The 16,962-nt window shown below is 49.3% G+C and carries 17 protein-coding genes; 6 read left to right on the forward strand and 11 right to left on the reverse strand.

Going from position 1 to position 16,962, the window contains the following annotated elements; translation table 11 throughout:
• Positions 1-114: 114 nt before the first annotated feature.
• The 7 genes from minC to uraH all read right to left on the reverse strand — a co-directional run bounded on the left by minC (position 115) and on the right by uraH (position 6,784).
• Positions 115-888: a septum site-determining protein MinC gene (minC, locus tag AAKU64_RS18085; protein WP_354362604.1), complete on the reverse strand. Its 774-nt coding sequence runs from the start codon at positions 886-888 to the stop codon at positions 115-117.
• Between the two features lie 277 nt (positions 889-1,165).
• Complete coding sequence (locus tag AAKU64_RS18090) at positions 1,166-2,047, reverse strand: ParB N-terminal domain-containing protein (RefSeq protein WP_354362605.1); 882 nt, start codon at positions 2,045-2,047, stop codon at positions 1,166-1,168.
• Between the two features lie 298 nt (positions 2,048-2,345).
• The gene (locus tag AAKU64_RS18095; protein ID WP_354362623.1) at positions 2,346-3,266 is read right to left on the reverse strand and encodes a LysR family transcriptional regulator; all 921 of its coding nucleotides are present in this window, start codon (positions 3,264-3,266) and stop codon (positions 2,346-2,348) included.
• 37 nt (positions 3,267-3,303) lie between these two features.
• A complete protein-coding gene (locus tag AAKU64_RS18100) occupies positions 3,304-3,834 on the reverse strand; it encodes an ureidoglycolate lyase (RefSeq protein ID WP_354362606.1) in 531 nt (176 codons plus the stop codon).
• A gap of 62 nt (positions 3,835-3,896) precedes the next feature.
• The gene (gene alc / locus AAKU64_RS18105) at positions 3,897-4,907 is read right to left on the reverse strand and encodes an allantoicase (protein ID WP_354362607.1); all 1,011 of its coding nucleotides are present in this window, start codon (positions 4,905-4,907) and stop codon (positions 3,897-3,899) included.
• A 172-nt stretch (positions 4,908-5,079) separates the two neighbouring features.
• Positions 5,080-6,306, reverse strand: coding sequence for a urate hydroxylase PuuD (locus AAKU64_RS18110; RefSeq protein WP_354362608.1), 1,227 nt, complete (start codon positions 6,304-6,306; stop codon positions 5,080-5,082).
• Positions 6,307-6,430: 124 nt separating this feature from the next.
• Positions 6,431-6,784 (reverse strand): hydroxyisourate hydrolase, encoded by a 354-nt coding sequence (uraH, locus tag AAKU64_RS18115; RefSeq protein WP_354330704.1) that lies wholly within the window; start codon positions 6,782-6,784, stop codon positions 6,431-6,433.
• Between the two features lie 504 nt (positions 6,785-7,288).
• On the opposite strand from uraH, the gene AAKU64_RS18120 reads away from it, so the two are divergent.
• From AAKU64_RS18120 to uraD, 3 genes are all read left to right on the forward strand, one after another.
• Entirely contained in the window at positions 7,289-8,035 is a 747-nt protein-coding gene (locus AAKU64_RS18120; RefSeq protein WP_354362609.1) for a GntR family transcriptional regulator, read from the forward strand.
• A 91-nt stretch (positions 8,036-8,126) separates the two neighbouring features.
• Complete coding sequence (gene puuE, locus AAKU64_RS18125; RefSeq protein ID WP_354362610.1) at positions 8,127-9,065, forward strand: allantoinase PuuE; 939 nt, start codon at positions 8,127-8,129, stop codon at positions 9,063-9,065.
• 64 nt (positions 9,066-9,129) lie between these two features.
• Positions 9,130-9,648, forward strand: coding sequence for a 2-oxo-4-hydroxy-4-carboxy-5-ureidoimidazoline decarboxylase (uraD, locus tag AAKU64_RS18130; RefSeq protein ID WP_354362611.1), 519 nt, complete (start codon positions 9,130-9,132; stop codon positions 9,646-9,648).
• Between the two features lie 89 nt (positions 9,649-9,737).
• On the opposite strand, the gene AAKU64_RS18135 is transcribed toward uraD, so the two are convergent.
• The gene (locus tag AAKU64_RS18135) at positions 9,738-10,226 is read right to left on the reverse strand and encodes a hypothetical protein (protein WP_354362612.1); all 489 of its coding nucleotides are present in this window, start codon (positions 10,224-10,226) and stop codon (positions 9,738-9,740) included.
• 142 nt (positions 10,227-10,368) lie between these two features.
• Positions 10,369-10,872 (reverse strand): SRPBCC family protein, encoded by a 504-nt coding sequence (locus AAKU64_RS18140; protein WP_354362613.1) that lies wholly within the window; start codon positions 10,870-10,872, stop codon positions 10,369-10,371.
• A 242-nt stretch (positions 10,873-11,114) separates the two neighbouring features.
• Between AAKU64_RS18140 and AAKU64_RS18145 the strand changes: the two genes are divergently transcribed.
• On the forward strand, positions 11,115-11,843 hold the full coding sequence (locus tag AAKU64_RS18145) for a hypothetical protein (RefSeq protein ID WP_354362614.1): 729 nt from the start codon (positions 11,115-11,117) through the stop codon (positions 11,841-11,843).
• Positions 11,844-11,917: 74 nt separating this feature from the next.
• Here the strand turns inward: AAKU64_RS18145 and AAKU64_RS18150 are convergent, their stop codons facing one another.
• Both AAKU64_RS18150 and AAKU64_RS18155 read right to left on the reverse strand, forming a co-directional pair.
• On the reverse strand, positions 11,918-12,697 hold the full coding sequence (locus tag AAKU64_RS18150) for a hypothetical protein (RefSeq protein ID WP_354330718.1): 780 nt from the start codon (positions 12,695-12,697) through the stop codon (positions 11,918-11,920).
• A gap of 252 nt (positions 12,698-12,949) precedes the next feature.
• Positions 12,950-13,759: a hypothetical protein gene (locus AAKU64_RS18155; protein ID WP_354362615.1), complete on the reverse strand. Its 810-nt coding sequence runs from the start codon at positions 13,757-13,759 to the stop codon at positions 12,950-12,952.
• A gap of 259 nt (positions 13,760-14,018) precedes the next feature.
• On the opposite strand from AAKU64_RS18155, the gene AAKU64_RS18160 reads away from it, so the two are divergent.
• Entirely contained in the window at positions 14,019-14,525 is a 507-nt protein-coding gene (locus AAKU64_RS18160; protein ID WP_354330740.1) for a (2Fe-2S)-binding protein, read from the forward strand.
• On the forward strand, positions 14,522-16,825 hold the full coding sequence (locus AAKU64_RS18165) for a xanthine dehydrogenase family protein molybdopterin-binding subunit (protein WP_354330741.1): 2,304 nt from the start codon (positions 14,522-14,524) through the stop codon (positions 16,823-16,825). The genes AAKU64_RS18160 and AAKU64_RS18165 overlap by 4 nt, the downstream gene beginning before the upstream one ends.
• Positions 16,826-16,962: the final 137 nt, after the last annotated feature.

The following is a 16,962-nucleotide window of genomic DNA, read 5'->3' on the forward strand; positions in this document are numbered from 1 at the left end:
TCCACGCCATGATTGCCACTCTTTAAATTTATCCTGTTGCTATTGTCTCATTTGAGGTAAACACTCTGCTTGGCTTTTTATCGTGCAAAGATCTCTGATATTAATAAATAAATATCAACCCGCCGATTTTACCGATGATACTTCAATACTGTCGCCAATAAGCTTGATTTGTACCGGATGATTTGGTAATAAGGCCGGGAATCCGGTATCAAAGGTGCGGTAAATCCCTGCAATTGAGACCAATTCCGCCTCCATGCTCAGGGCAAAAATCCTTGCCTCGGTATTGCCAGTTGCGCCTGCTAGCGCACGACCACGCAACGGTGCGTAGATGTGGATGCTGCCATCTGCAATGACTTCGGCACCATTGTTGACCGATGCGGTGATGATCAGATCGGTACCGCGTGCATAAATGCGCTGGCCTGCACGTACCGGAGTGTCAATCACCATTGCCGGTAAATGGCTTGCGGGGGCTTGCGCTGCCAGTGCTGCTGATGCCATTACAGGCGCCGCCGGCTCAGTAACAACTTCGATTGCAACTGGCTCTGTTGCCACCAAGGTCTCTTGTCGTGGCCGGCTCACTACATCAATACTCAGGCCGTGAGCACGGATCGCTGCATGATCTTGATCTAATGCATTGCGAACAGCGACAGGATTTAAGCCGAAGGATTTGAATAAGGGAATTAAGGCCGCCCAATCGAGTGGTTCGGAGGCGATATTTTCGACATCAATGACGGCAAATTCATCATCAAAAAAATCTGGTGTTCCCGCCGTCATTTCTTTTAAAGCAGCTTCCAGCGTTGCCACCGGTGCTGCATGCAAAATGAGGGCAACTACGACTACAGTGGAAATTTTGATTTCTACAGGCTTGTGCGTCAGGCTGTTTTGCATAAGTGGCAAAGGGTCGCAAATTAAATGGTAAAGGCAATCATTGCCGTAACAGGAACTTCTACAATCTCATTATCAGAACGGAATGCCAGTCGGCAGTCTGGCAACCGAGCGTCCATCTGTGATTTTGTTCAAGTTTCCCCATGTGGTCTGCATCAATTACAGACCTTGAAAACAATACAGGACTCATCCTACCAATTGATGAGCCAGATTGCAAAAAAAACAGGCGCCAGATGCGGGAATATTATGCTTAGCAGACAGCTTGTATCACTTTGGATTGTCAGCCGGATACTGAATTCTGACCCGAACTAAGTTGTGTTAATCGCTCCGTCAATACCAGTTTTTCTGCTTGAAGCTGTGCTACCAGTGCATTGAGCCGCTGGATCTCGATATGCAGGGGATGTTCTCCGGAGGTCGTAAGTGCGGGAGCTAGTTCTGCGCTGCTATCTGCTTTTGTTTCCGCCGCGGGAGTTTTGGCTTGCCTGCCGGACGACTTCATTTCTCGCACCGACTTGGCCGCTTGTTGTAATTCTTTTTTACCTCCGGCGACAGCGGCGATTTGCTGTTCGCTAGGGAGTGACGCAATCGCTGCTGCCGCACTGATAGAGATGGTGCCCGCGCGCACTGCCTCCACCAACGCAGGTGAGGCCGCTTTTTGGATTTTTTCAATCTGGGTGACCGCGTTGCTGCTGATGCCTGCGGCTTTAGCGAAGTCGTCACGGTTGACTTTAGATTTTGGCTCGACCGGTTTGTCAGTCGTTGCATCGCCATTCAACTCGGCTTGATCTGGCGCCGATAAGTCGCTTACTGCACCAGATTGTTGCTGGGTGCGGGAGGCGACAATCTCTTGTTTGCGTAATGCCAGCATGCCACGCTGAAAGTCAGTGACGCTGCGGCGTCCGATGTGATTATCGATCAGCCATAACACCACATCTTCCATGCTGTTGAGGCTGGTATTTTGTACGGTTTTGAATGGCAGGCCATGTTGCTGGCAAATGGCATAACGATTGTGTCCGTCAATCAGCGTATCGTCCCATAGCACCAGCGCATCACGGCAACCTTCCCGCAGGATGCTGCGTTCCAGCGCTTCGTATTCATTTGGGGTGAGCGGGTCGATCAGAGCAACTTGTGCGCGCAGGTCTTGATTGATTTTGATATTCATTGAGGATGGAAATAAATGGTCGTGAACTTACATGTTTGATTGTGATGCGCATGAGTGTCATGCATCTAATTCTATTGTGCGCTGACATGGACAGATTGGTGGTCGTTATGTCAGAAGCTTGCTGAAGATTGGTCTTTGATTAAAATATACTCGCGGTGAGTATATTTTAATCGTCCAGATAATCCTTGGACAATCAGGCATTATTTTAAAAAATCATAGGGAGTATATCGGAAAATGCGAATGGCACGCCAGCTGGCGTCTGATTGCTAAGTTAGTCCAAGCTCAATCCTGGATCAATTCAGGCTGTCCAGTGACGGCAAAAATCTAGAAAATAAGCCAGACGTGCGGATAGCATTTTATGCTGATGATGGATTAAATAAAAGCGCCGTTCTAACTTGGGGATGCTGGTCTTCATCTCTACCAAGCGACCGATACTGAGCAAATCCGCGACCACGCGGCGTGACAGGCAGGCGACCCCCAGACCTTCTGCTGCTGCGTATTTGATGGCTTCTGAATTGCCAAATTCTCCTGCAGGTTGCAAGTGGTGCAGATGCGGCAACAGTGCATGTTCGACGGCCTCACGCGTACCAGAACCGGCTTCGCGCAAGAGCCAATTAGCGCTGCGCAGCGCTTTAAGCGGAACCTTGTCGCCCGGTCTGCCAGCCAGGATGGGATCATGCGGGGCGCAGACGATAATCAGCTCATCGCTGATCCACGGCTCCACTGTCAGATCAGCCTGATGGCAAGGGCCTTCAATCAAGCCAATATCCACTTCAAAATTGCTGACCGCCAGCGCGATGTCGCCAGTGTTGGCAATCGTGACATTGGGATGATGCGCGCCGGAAGTCGTCTGGCTCTTGTTGTTCATGGTGTTCAGTGCGGCCATGATCGCAGGCAGCAGATAGATGCCAATGGTCGTGCTGGCACCGATGCGAAGACCCGCGCCAGATGTCGCATTCTGATCCAGAAATTGCTGTTCTATGGTGTTGGCGGCATCGAGTATCTGGCTGGCTTGCGGTAACAAGAGGCGGCCATTGTCATTTAACATCAGGCGCTTGCCAACACGGTCAAACAAACTGGTAGCCAATCCACTTTCGAGTTCATTGAGGGCAGCGCTGGTAGCCGACTGCGACAAACTCACCGTCTCAGCAGCAGCCGTAGTGGTGCCGGATTGTGCAATCGCCAGAAAAATTTGTAGCTGTCTGAGTGTCAGGCGCATAGAAGAAAAGCTTGCGTAGATGCGGTCACGATCATGTTCACGTTGCCGACTTTCGCGCCCGGTCAAGGCTGTCATCTGTCAGCCATAGATCTGTTTGTAAAAACAGTTCGTCGCAATTACGTCCTTGGCCTATTCTGTCCATCACAACAAAATCGCTGACTTGATGCAGCGCGATCAACGGATGATGCCAGACGCCTTTAGCATAATTGACGCCCTGAAAACCGCGACCCAAAAATGCCCGTAAGTGTTCTACTTTGAAATCACCGGCAGGCGCAACGACGACCAGATATTCATCCTCTGCATTTTGCGTCACGGGAATAAACGCCTGACTACCGAGAGGATGACGTTCCATGATCGTGATCTCCATCGGCAACGCGCGCGGCTGGCCACGGAAAAGACTAATGATCGTTTGCCCTCCCTGATCTGCCGTATCCGCACTGGTCAGTGCATGGTAACGTTCAGTCGTACCCTGATTGATGGGATAGTGTCGCGCACCCTCCAGCATAATCACATCGCCAAAAGCGGCAAAGCTGCCGCGGTTGAGAAGTTCGATGAGAAGTGCTGGCATAGGGTTCTAACAAAAAAAAGTAAAAATCGAACGAAAAAAATTCAGAAAAAATGTGACGATAATTACGTCAGACGACTCCACAAACGTAGCCGCGACACACCACCGTCCGGCACAATATTAAACCGGATATGCGTAATAGGTCCTAGCGACTTGATCTGGTCGGCATAATAATGCTGATGATCCATTTGCAGTTTTTGTTCGCTTAATAGAACTGGCCAGAACATCGCCTGTGTGACCAGAGAAGTATCCGTACCGCCAGTCACATGCGCTGCCTGAATTGAGCAGGCATCAGGGAAATTCCCCTTGAAATGGCAGGTATCGACTTCAATTTTTTCTACAATACCCGGATGCGCCAGCGCGATGATGCACCAGTCATTCCCCGGTTCGCGACGACGACGGGTTTCCCAGCCATCACCCATATTAACTCCACGTCCTGGCATTAACATATTGGATGCCAGACCAAAATGCTGATTGGCTGCAGCGACGACATAGCCCCCGTTTTCAACAGAAATCAGATCGAATAATTCTGTGCGGTCTGCTATGTCCCAATTCGTTTGCGGTTGTCCGTACACACGCAATCGGGCAACGCCACCATCGGGATAAATATTCAGTCGCAGGTGGGTAAATGCCTGCGTCGTCTTAATCTCGTGATAGTGATGGCTATTGCCTTGCAAGTTGACCGAGGGCAGAATTTCTTGCCACTGTGTTTGCGCATCAGGCGCACCGTCGGCGACATAAGCGGCTTCCAATGATGCTGCAGGTGGATAGTTGCCAGTAAAGTGACTGGTATCGATATCCACACCCTTGATCACGCCAGCGCGTGCCAGTTTAAGCACGCACCAGTCATAACCGCTGACACGCTTGCGACGGGACTCCCAGCCATCCATCCATTTGCCGTTGGTGTCGTATTTGCCGACAATAAATACTGCTGGATCGGGATTGAGCATGCGCGACATTTCAGCAAAAAAATCGTCACTGCAAGCAAGGGTAGCCGCACCCAGGCGCGGATCGGCGAGATTAGGATAGCGGCGCGTAAAGTCGGGAGCATTTGCATCGAGTTGAATGATGGCCATGGGATTCTCTTCTCTTAAGTGTTTTTAGGATTTACGCAACATTGTCCCAGCAAGGCGTAGCGACGAAGGCAGTACTTTAGTACGGCGAGTCGCTGCAACGCAGCTGGGGCATTTTTGCGTAAGTCCTAGTTTTAATAAATAGGGCTATTGTTTGATCGCATGAAGGTAATCGTCACTTTGCGCCGTTTTCAACCCAGTGCGCAATCGTCGCGCGCTCGGCATCGGTGATATTAGTGATGTTCCCCATCGGCATAATCTTCTGTTGCACCACTTGCTGATAAATCAGTTGCGCCTTGCCTTTGATTTGGGCCGGATCATCCAGCATCAGTCCTTTTGGCGCCACCGCCATCAGACTAGGTTTGGCTGCATGGCATTGGATGCAGCGTAACTGTACGATCTGCTGAACCTGTGCAAACTCTGTATCGACTTTGACACTCGATGCAGGCTCTGCAGTTGTCCCAATCGAAGCTGTGGGTGTAGCTTCCAAAGTAGCAGGTTTTGGCGCAATCCATGCTGCGACTGCCGCCAAGATGACAATCGCTGCAACAGGAAACACATAGTTGGTATTGCCCTTATGCCTCAGAATAAAAAACTGACGTATCAACACGGCTGCAGCCATGATCAATACCAGCACCAACCAATTATGCTCGCTGGCATAGGTCATGCTGTAATGGTTGGACAACATCGCAAACAAAACCGGCAGGGTGAAGTAGGTATTGTGGACGCTGCGTTGTTTGCCGCGCTGACCGTAGACGGGATTAACCGGCTCGCCCGCGCGCATCGCCGCAATCACTTTGCGCTGCCCGGGAATGATCACAAAAAATACATTCGCACTCATGATCGTGGCAATCATGGCACCGATGATCAGGAAGGCAGCACGGCCAGAAAATAAATGACACGCACCCCAGGATGCAGCAACCACATACGCCGCTACCAGCACCGATAATAGACGAGTATTTTTACTTAACGCCCGGCACAGCAAGTCATACACGATCCAACCCAAAACCAAAAATCCCAGCGCTAAAACTACCGCTATCGTTGGCGTCAGATCAGCAACCCGAGTATCAATCAGATAGGTTTTTGCATTGAATAAATACAGCAGCGAAAATAAGCTAAAACCCGATAACCAAGTGCTATACGACTCCCAATAAAACCAGTGTAAATCGTCGACCAGTTTGGGTGGTGTACCGGTATATTTTTGCGGATTATAAAAACCGCCACCGTGTACTGCCCACAACTCACCGCCGACACCTTGTTTTTTTAATTGCTCATCCACCGGCGGCTTTAAACTATTGTCCAGCCAGACAAAATAAAACGACGAGCCTATCCATGCGATCGCGACGATCACATGCAGCCAGCGTAGCAGCAGATTGGCCCACTCTAATAAATATGCTTCCATGCTTTTTTGCTTCCCTTATTTGAATCTTGAGTGAGTTCAGTCTAAATATGCAAATTGAGGCGGTTCAATTGACTCGGGGCAAATTTAAATTCGTCGCCTCAAATTGTTGCCGCAAATCCTTGGCTCAACTACCGCGATAAGTAGAATAACTCCATGGCGTCACCACCAGCGGAACGTGATAATGCTGCTGCGGATGTGCGACGCCAAAGCGTAATGTCACTACGCCAAGGAAGCTGGGCTCTGGCAAGTTGACGCCCATTTTTTGGAAGTAACTGCCGACATCAAAATCGATCTCATACACACCGGTATTGAGCGCATCGCTTTCCAGCAAAGGCTGATCACAGCGACCGTCGGCATTGGTCTGCACGGAACAAACCGCGATCCGTTGTCCGTCTTTGATTTGATAGAGTTGAACGGCAACGCCCTGACCGGGTTTGCCATGTGCAGTGTCTAGTACGTGGGTAGTTATACGTCCCATGATGTGTCCCATCCTGATTCCTTCACGATTAAAACACTAGCTTTGGGGGCGCTCTTGCTGGTTGAAACAGGCCTGAAAATTGAACTAAAAATTGGCCTGAAAACGAGCTGAAACTGACGAGCGACCTTCTATTATCGAAGTGTCGGGATGGCGACTGATTTTATTGCTCTTTATTATTGATAACGCTCGTCGATAAAGAAAATAAAAATACTGATCGCCTGAAAATATTGACAACAAAAAAATACAATATTGTAGACAATAGTAGGGAGGTAATTTCTGACTGTCAAACAGATTTTAAAATAAATGCCGGATTGTACTGGTTCTTTTGGCGATGTAATTGGGTTTTAATCACTTCGCCCATCCATTCCAGCCATTGCGGATACTGATGAGTCGTTGATGAATTACTGAAATTCAGCACCCGACTCTTTTTGTCATTAAAAATCGCTTGTAATTGTCGACAATCTATATTTTAATGAACCGATCATCCAGATCCTAAGTAAAACAATGAACGACACTCTCAAGCTTGCCGCACTAGAAGGCAAGTCAGCCACAACGGATCAGTCAGCGGAAGAACGTATGTACCGCGAGATCTACGACGCCATCATGGAGCACCGTTTGCCTGCCAAAACCAAATTGGCAGAACAATCTTTGGCTGAGATTTATCAACTCGCCCGCCACGGTGTACGCAAAGTTTTAGGTCAGTTAGCCGCCGATGGTCTGGTTGATCTGGAGCCTAACCGTGGTGCGTTTATCGCCAGTCCCAGCGAGCAAGAGGCGCAAGACATGTTTGAATTACGCCAGAGTCTGGAGCAATTGGTGCTAGAAAAAATTGTGCAGTCGACCAGCCACGACAAAGCCACACAATTAACAGCGCTGCGCGAGATGGTGGAGCGCGAGCGTACCGCGTATATGCAGGGCGACCGCTCACTTTGGATCAGGTTGTCGGCGGACTTTCATATCGAATTAGCGAAACTGAGTGGTAACCAGTTATTGGTCGACATGCTGCGCCGCCTGGTTTCACGCACCACATTATTAATCTCCAGCTTAGAGGCATCTGGCGCACCTGCCAGCGCACAACCTTGTTCGTTTGACGAACATTTAAATGTGATCTCAGCGCTGGAACAAAAAGATCGTGCGACCGCCTTGCATGCCATGGCACACCATCTGGAGCAATGTGCTTGCCGGACCCAAAAGAAGGCGGACAAAGGCTTTGACCTGCGCGCTGCCTTAGGAAAATCTCGCTCTGCATAGGAATATACTCGTGGTAAGTATATTTTAATCGTCCAAATAATCATTGGACGATAGGGCATATTTTATAAAAATAATGGGGAGTATATTAAAAATGAGTGAGAGCACCTATCCACGTGATCTAATCGGCTACGGCCGTCACGTGCCGCATGCGCAATGGCCGCAACAGGCGCGGATTGCTGTCCAGTTTGTGCTGAATTATGAAGAGGGCGGTGAAAATTGTGTACTGCATGGTGATCCTGCCTCGGAACAATTTTTATCCGAAATCGTTGGCGCAGCGGCCTATGAAGCGCGGCATATGTCGATGGAATCGATCTACGAATACGGTTCCCGCGCCGGCGTCTGGCGGATTTTGCGTGAGTTCGAACAACGTAAGTTGCCGCTCACCGTATTTGGTATCGCGATGGCATTGCAACGCCATCCTGACGTGACCCAAGCTTTTGGTGAGCTGGGTCATGAGATTGCTTGCCACGGTTTGCGCTGGATTCATTATCAGCATATGGAAGAAGCCAAAGAGCGTGAGCACATGCAACAGGCAGTCGAGATTATGCGCACGCTGACGGGCAGCGCGCCGCTGGGTTGGTACACCGGGCGCGATTCCCCGAATACGCGCAAGCTGGTGGTAGAGCATGGTGGCTTTGCCTATGACTCGGATTATTACGGCGATGATTTGCCGTTCTGGACCGATGTCACCGTCTCCGATGGCAGTAGCAAACCGCATCTTGTCGTGCCGTACACCCTCGACAGTAATGACATGCGTTTCGCCACGCCACAAGGATTTAATACCAGCGATCATTTCTATCAATACCTTAAAGATAGCTTTGACGTGCTGTATGCCGAAGGTGATCCTTATGGCCTCAATGCACCAAAGATGCTGTCGATCGGTATGCACTGCCGCTTGCTTGGTCGCCCCGGACGCTTCCGCGCCTTACAGCGATTTTTAGATTATGTGCAGATGCATGACAAGGTGTGGATTTGCCGCCGTATTGATATCGCCCAGCATTGGATGGCACAGCATCCGTATCAGAAATAAATCAGAAATAAATCAGAAATAAATCAGAAATAAATCAGAAATAAACGTAAATATTACGATCATCATGCCCACAACAATCTCACTAGCAGAACTAAACCACATGCACCGCGCCGAATTTATCCGGCTGCTCGGCGGCATTTTTGAGCACTCGCCCTGGGTCGCAGAGAGAGCTGAGCCGCATCGTCCGTTTGCCTCAATCAATGATTTGCACAGCGCCATGGCAGACGCGGTACGTAGCGCGGATACTGGCATGCAATTAGCCCTGATACGTGCCCATCCAGAGCTGGCTGGCAAGGCAGCAGTGCGTGGAGAACTGACAGCAGAATCAACCCGGGAACAAAGCGGCGCGGGCTTAAACCAATGCAGCGCAGAAGAATTTGACCAGCTGCAAAAATTGAATAGCGCGTACAACGAAAAATTTGGTTTCCCATTTGTGATCGCTGTGAAAGGCCATGACCGGCAAAGCATCATCGCGCATTTTACGCGTCGCTTGGCGTCTGATCAAACCACCGAAATGCATGAATGTCTGGAGCAGATTATTCGTATCGGTGGTTTTCGTTTAGCTGATATGGTGGCTGCTTAGGCAATTACTTCGGCAGTTGCTAAGTAGTTGCTAGGTAGTTGATTATGCAGTTGATTAATTGCGCCCTCAGGCTCGAGCTGAGCGTCTGATTAATCAGGCTTACGAAATTCGTTTTCTATCCAGGTCGTTGCGCTGGCTTTCGTTAGCTTAAATGTCGGCGCAACCCGCACTTTGGCAAGTTGCGTGTTGTCCGCATCATGTGCGCTGAGCATCGCATAGGGATCGTCGTCATCCGGCACGATATCCAGACTAATTTTGAAGTCAGCCGTGTCGGTGCTGACCATCAGACTCTTGTGCAAAATGGCATGCAATTGTTGCTCGTGACGGCGAATGACTTCGGATGCTGTTTTTACCAACGTCCCAAATGCATTCGCATCCAGTGGCTTAGGATTTTTTTTATCGCGTCCCATAGTCCAAGGGCCTACCAGCGCAGGTTCTGGCTCATCATCTTTGATCATCGCCACCGCCCAACCTTCGTCATCCTCGTTCTTGATTACGCGCGCAGTCCAGCCCTTATCACGCCACAGCCGCGGCTCTTGGGTTTTGCTATCACTATCTTGGTTTATTTCGTCAGACATAGTAGGTATCGGTCGTATTTGAAGCAGAGGTGAATGGCATTTGAACCATCGGATTTAATCCATTCGATTTAAAACAGCGGACGTGCCGGTGAATCAAAGCTAGGGGGCGTATGCTAGCCGATTTTGCTTCGTCGCGTGAAGCTTAAATCCGCTTCATCGCAGCCACTAACTGATCCAGCGCTTTGCCCCATCCTTCGTGGAATCCCATTGCCTCGTGCTCCTTACGATCTTGTTCATCCTTGTGAAGGGCGATAGCGGTGTACTTTGTCCCGGTGCCGAGTGGCTCAAGCAGGATGATGGCGGTCATCGCCGGGCTGGGCGCTGAGACCAGTGGTCGAAACCCCGGTCCGATAGCGCTGGTCCATACCAGCTTTTTGTTTTCGATTATTTCGAGGTAACAACCCACATTAGGGAATGACTGACCTTCGGGGGATTGCATCTCTGTTTTGAAGGCGCCACCGGGACGCAGATCAATTTCACATGCAATGGTTTTCCACGGCACCGGTGTGAACCATTGCGTAATCATCTCCGGGTCGGTCCATGCGCGCCAGACCAGTTCGGGCGGTATGTCAATAACACGTTCCAGTATGAGATCAAGTGCCGGATCAAGTTTAGGATGGGATAAATATTGGGCAGGGGAGTTCATGATCCTGGTGCTCCTGTTTAAATGACTCTTAGGGTGGGGGTATCGACTTTTGTTACGATAATTTTGTATTTTGATTGTACAGATAGAAGTTCTGGATTTTAGTAGTCCAATCATTCTGCGCCTTACAGGCCAAAAAGACTTGGAGAGGCGCACTTTAACTGGACATCTATAATTTAAATTTGCCATGATTTTTACAATATGCTGTTTACTTGATTTACACAAACAACCATCCGGGCGTCCTCATGTTGAAGCGTTTAGCAATGGCACTAAGTATTTTGATGACTTGTGGAACAGTAATGGCGGAGCCGGGTTACTACTTCGTGTCGGTGTACGACAACAAAGATCAGAAGTCAGTTGATTTCCGTTATTGGACGACGAACTTTCCCGGACGGGGACAAACGATCTGGCCCGAGCTGGGTTTTGGTTATGGCGTGACGTCACGCTGGTACACCGAGATTTATGCCAGCTATATCGGCAGCTCAAGATCCGATTTAAAGCTCGATAGCTGGAACTGGCAAAACGATTATCTGCTGACGCAAGGGCAGTATCCGGTTGATGTTGCCCTGCATACCAATTTGACCCGCGGGCATGATAGCGACGAGGGCTATACATTAGAGCTGGGCCCGGCAATGCAAACCGATTTTGGGCGCTTGCAAGTAAACGGAAATGTGTTTTTAGAGCGGACTTACCGTTCGGTGGATGGCGGCGCAACGCAGATGAAATATCAGTGGCAAACCAAATATCGCTGGAAGCCGATGTTGGAATTAGGCGTGCAGGGCTTTGGTGAATTAGGCGACTGGGACCATTGGGCATCCCGCGATCAGCAATCCCATCGCGCTGGACCAGCGCTATTTGGCAGCGTGCCCGTGGGTAGAGAATCCAGCATTAAATATCAGGCCGCATATTTGATCGGATCGATTTACGGACGTCACGGTTATATGTTCACATCTCGCATCCAGTACATATTTTGAGGCACCGAGGGCGCATCGGATTACATACTTCTTGGAATCGTAATACCGCAGGACTGGTTTGGAGCCAGTCGGATTTAAAACGGCACACTCACAATCGCCTTTAGCAGCCAACGGTCGGACACTGTCGTTAGACCGCGCCCGATACCCAAATTCAGATCCCAGCCTTTGATACTGGTATCGATGACGGCATAGATGGTCTGGCTCTGTTGATTGAGCTGCCCAAGATGCCGGACTGCGCCTATTTCGTTATAGCTCTCTACACCAATATCAAAACCCTGATCGGTTTTATATGCAATTTTAGAATCGATTTCTAGGCTGGTCGGGCTGGGCGCTGGACCTGAAATTTTCCAGTCGATGTTCGCATTTGCCGCTAGTGTCCACCGATCTTTACGATAACCAAAAATACCTTTTAGCTCTGCATTCCAGGGATTCTGGTCGATATGTTGATTCACTCGACCGACTTCCAGATTTGCACCGTAGAAAAAAGGGGATGTTGCATCTTTATCGACCAGATACTTCATGCGGAGTTTTTCGCCATCGACATTCGAGCCGCCATGGGCGTCCCGCGATGTCAAAATATATGCACCTAATTCCCAATTTTTAGTCAGTCCGTAAGAAAATTCTGGCGTCAGTCTAAACACATGGCGTGGCGGCTGTGCGCCTGAATAATCGGGTGTGCCATTTCCCGAGATCACATAGTTGTTATGCAGATCCAATCCAAACTCGTGCGGATTATTGATCTCATCCATATAGACCTGGATTTCTTCCGGTGCAGCGTTGGCTGTCGGGGGAACAGCAGCCAAAAAAGCGCTGCTAAGCAGGGGGAGTAACAAGCTGTAGTGACTGAGTCTCATCGAACTTTTCCAGGTTGCAATCGTGAAGATATTCTTACTATGTAGAGCATTATTTGATGGCTGGCATCTATTGTAGAGGTAGATTGGAGAAGAGTTTTGCTGGCCTTTTTGCAATCTTTTTCGCATTGTTCTTCCCTTGATAACAAGCTTTTTTGCGTCTACATAGTATTTCGAAGAAGGTCTGTATCTTCGTTGTTGACATAGTAGTTAGCCGTCGTATGAAAATATTCCGATGAAGATTATTGTTCGTCTCTACTGTGGCGCATGTGTTGCTGCTTGGTCGGTCCACGTATAGTTATCAATCAGCATCTGATTAAAATCACTTCTCAGTTGTTTGTCTGCACTAATTACTGAAGAAATCGGATTTATGCGTATATTTGTATCTGTGCGAAGACGGATGCTATCATGGATCAGATAATTTAGATGACAAGTATCAGCAGGTACATAATCACAATAAAGTATAAAAGGATGTCCATCTGGTGTTGTATAGATAGCCTCATCGGCCTTATAAATTCCTGTTATTAATGCACGCCGTGGAGAAAGGTCAAAAACGTGGCAAACTAAAAAGTCTTTTGTTTCTCGTCCGCAAATCGACTCTCCCCCGCGTTTATTAGTTACTATCTTTTCTAGCTCCCGCTCATAGTTAAGCGCGTAAGAATTATCAACATCTTGGTACAACCCTCCAAGCCCGGAAACACCTACAGAGGAAATTTGGATGGGGAAATCAAAACACCCTTCTGGTTCGCTCGGGTTGGGCGGAACAGGTAAGTCAGCGGCATTTTCTTTTTGTATTAAATGTATGAATTGAAAACTAAAAAGATCCTCTATTTTGATTCCTAAAACAGTGCGATCAAACGCCAGATAAATTTTTCCATCGCCACCTCCGCTGCAAGTCTTAGGATCATATGAAACTTTTTGATATGCAGCTTTTCTTTTTTGATCTTCCAAATAAGCTACGCGTTTTTGTTCAGCTTGTTTTTCCTTTTCGGCGTTATAAACCCACAAAACCCCGAACAAAATAAGAATGACAAGCACCACCCGTTTGCTATTTTTTTTCAACATATTGTAGATTTAGTTCTTCAAGTGAGAACACGGTTAGTAGCGTATGTTTAGTTGTTACGCAGTTAAAAATCGTGAGAATAGCTTGATTGCCTAGCCGTCACCACAAAGAATTAAGGTTCTCAGATATATCACTATTCTGAGGAAGTGATGAGTAAGCCGGTTGCCAATGTAACCGATTGTATCGCTGGTATGGAGTGCCGCAGAAATAAAAGATAGATTGCGTTAGGATACCTATTTCCCTCCTCAAGCCGCCACTGCCATGAGCAAATATACCCTGAACATCAACGGCCAAGCCCGACCTGTCGAGCTGGAACCTGACACACCCTTATTATGGGCTTTACGCGATAGTCTGGATTTGCCGGGCACCAAATATGGTTGCGGCATGGGACTATGCGGCGCGTGTACGGTACATATTGACGGCGTGCCGACACGATCTTGTGTGACACCGGTGTCGACGCTAGGACATAAAAAAGTCACCACGATCGAAGGCTTGGATGCCAAAGCCATGCACCCTTTACAGCAGGCATGGCAAGAGCTGGATGTGCCGCAATGTGGTTACTGTCAGGCGGGACAAATCATGACCGCTGCGGCCTTGCTGAAACAGCATCCGCAACCTAGCGATGCAGACATTGATAGTGCGATGACAGGCAATTTATGTCGCTGCGCTACCTACGTCAGAATCAGAGCGGGCATTCACCGCGCGGCAGAGATATCTGCTAACTCTTCTACTGCATCAGTGGCCAAAAAAGAGAAAGTCAGCAAATGAAAACCGCGACATCACAGCCAATCACAAATACTGCCAACCCAGACGATCTGGAACTGAACGGACGTCGTCGGTTTTTACGTAATTCCATGATCGCCAGCGGCGGTCTGATGCTGGGGTTTTACTGGAATCAGTCCAACAGCGCAGAAGGCAAAGTTGCCAAGCCTGATGCACTCGCATCGGCAGATTCAGCGGCGGATTTTGTCCCTAATGCATTCATCCGCATCGCGCCCGATGGTGTGGTGACATTGATTTCTAAACAGCCGGAGATCGGTCAGGGGATTAAGACTTCCTTACCGATGGTAATCGCTGAAGAGTTGGAAGTGAATTGGAAAGATGTGCGCATTGTGCAGGGCGATCTGAACCCGGCGTATGGCAGTCAAGGTGCAGGTGGTTCTACCTCCACTCCGACTAATTACACGGAATTCCATCGGTTAGGTGCGACCGCTCGCACCATGCTGGTGTCCGCCGCGGCGCTGACCTGGGGCGTACCTGCCAGTGAATGCACGGCGGAAAATAGTATGGTCACGCATGGTCCCAGCAAACGCCAGCTTGGCTATGGCGCACTGGTGGCGAAGGCCGCCACGCTGCCAGTACCCGATGCGAAGCAAGTGGTTTTAAAAGACCCGGCAAAATTTAAATTATTAGGCACCCGGATTGGCGGTGTCGATAACGGTGCCGTGGTCAGCGGCAAGCCTTTGTTCGGGATTGATGTCAAGTTGCCTGGCATGGTGTACGCCGTGTTTGTAAAGTGTCCCGTGTTTGGTGGCAAAGTCGTCAGCGCCAATCTGGATGCTGTCAAATTATTGCCCGGTATCCGCGATGTGTTTGTGGTGGAAGGCAGCGGCAGCGTCAACGCCTTGTTACCTGGCGTTGCGATTATTGCGACATCCACCTGGGCTGCGTTCAGCGCACGCAAGCAGCTAAAAGTGGTGTGGGATGAAGGTAAGTTCGCCAGCCAAAGTTGGGACGGTTTTGTCGCCGAATCCAAAACACTCTCTAAGCAAGCTGGCGCAAGCACTCTACGCAAAGACGGCGATACACCTGCAGCCTTAAAAGTGGCGGCGAAAACGGTGGAAGCAGCGTATCAATACCCGTTTATCTCGCATGCCAGCATGGAGCCGCAAAATTGCACTGCGTGGTTTAAGCCTGCTGACGGTAGTTTGGAATTATGGGCGCCGACCCAAAATCCGGCATCGGGCCAAAATTTGGTGGCGACTACGCTGAATATTCCCAAAGAAAAAATTAGCTTACACCTCACCCGCAGTGGCGGTGGGTTTGGACGTCGCCTGAGTTCGGACTATGTGGTCGAAGCCGCTGCGATTGCACTCAAAGTGCGAGCCCCGGTCAAACTGACCTGGTCGCGTGAGGATGATTTGCAGCATGATCATTTTCGCGCTGGCGGTTTCCATTTTTTACGTGGTGGGCTGGATGCAAAAGGCAAGCTGGTCGCCTGGCACAATCACTTTGTGACTTTTGCCAATCGTGTCACTCGGGACGGTGCCAGCGTATTGCAACCTGGTAGCGGTGGTAGTTTGAGCGGTGATGAGTTCCCCGGGCGCTGGGTAGAAAACTGTCTTTTGGAACAAACCGCGATTGAATGCGGTATTCCCATGGGACCGTGGCGCGCACCCGGCAGCAATGTGTTTGCCTGGGTTTTCCACAGTTTTATTGACGAGCTGGCGCATGCTGCTGGCCGTGATCCGGTCGCGTTTCGTTTAGAGATTTTGGGAGATAAAGAAATTGTCCCCGGTACTGGCGAGCGCGGTCAGCCGTATAACGTAGGACGCATGAAGCGCGTGCTGCAAGAAGTCGCGGACAAATCCGGCTGGGGCAAAAAAACCTTTGCACGTGGTCAGGGGCAGGGCATCGCCTTCCACTTCAGCCATCGCGGTTACATCGCAGAAGTTGCTGAAGTAACGGTATCAAAACAAGGCGAATTGAAAGTTGACCGGGTTGTTGTCGTGTCAGATATTGGTGCACAAATCGTCAACCTGAGCGGTGCAGAAAGTCAGGTACAAGGCTCAGTGATTGACGGTTTGAGCACGCTGATGTATCCCGAACTGAACATCGAAAAAGGTCGCATTGTACAAAGCAATTTCCACGAATATCCCTTACTAAGGATCGCCACAACGCCGCCAAAAATTGAGGTTCATTTTTTAAAAACCGACTTCCCAGTCACCGGTTTAGGTGAGCCCGCTTTTCCACCATTAGCTCCGGCAGTGTGCAATGCAATTTTTGCCGCTACTGGCAAGCGAGTACGTCAATTGCCTTTGAGTCGGGTGGATTTGAGCTGGAGTTAAGCATAACTTGATATGAATACTCTGGTAGGGTATTTTTAATCGTCCAGAGAATCATTGGGTAATCAGGGTTTTTTTGGATATTCAAGGGGGAGTATATTGATTCTTGCTGTCTTGCAGGCAGTTTTTGTTAGTCGTTA

The sequence above is a fragment of the Undibacterium sp. GrIS 1.8 genome (genome assembly GCF_040544445.1).
Lineage (GTDB): Bacteria > Pseudomonadota > Gammaproteobacteria > Burkholderiales > Burkholderiaceae_D > Undibacterium.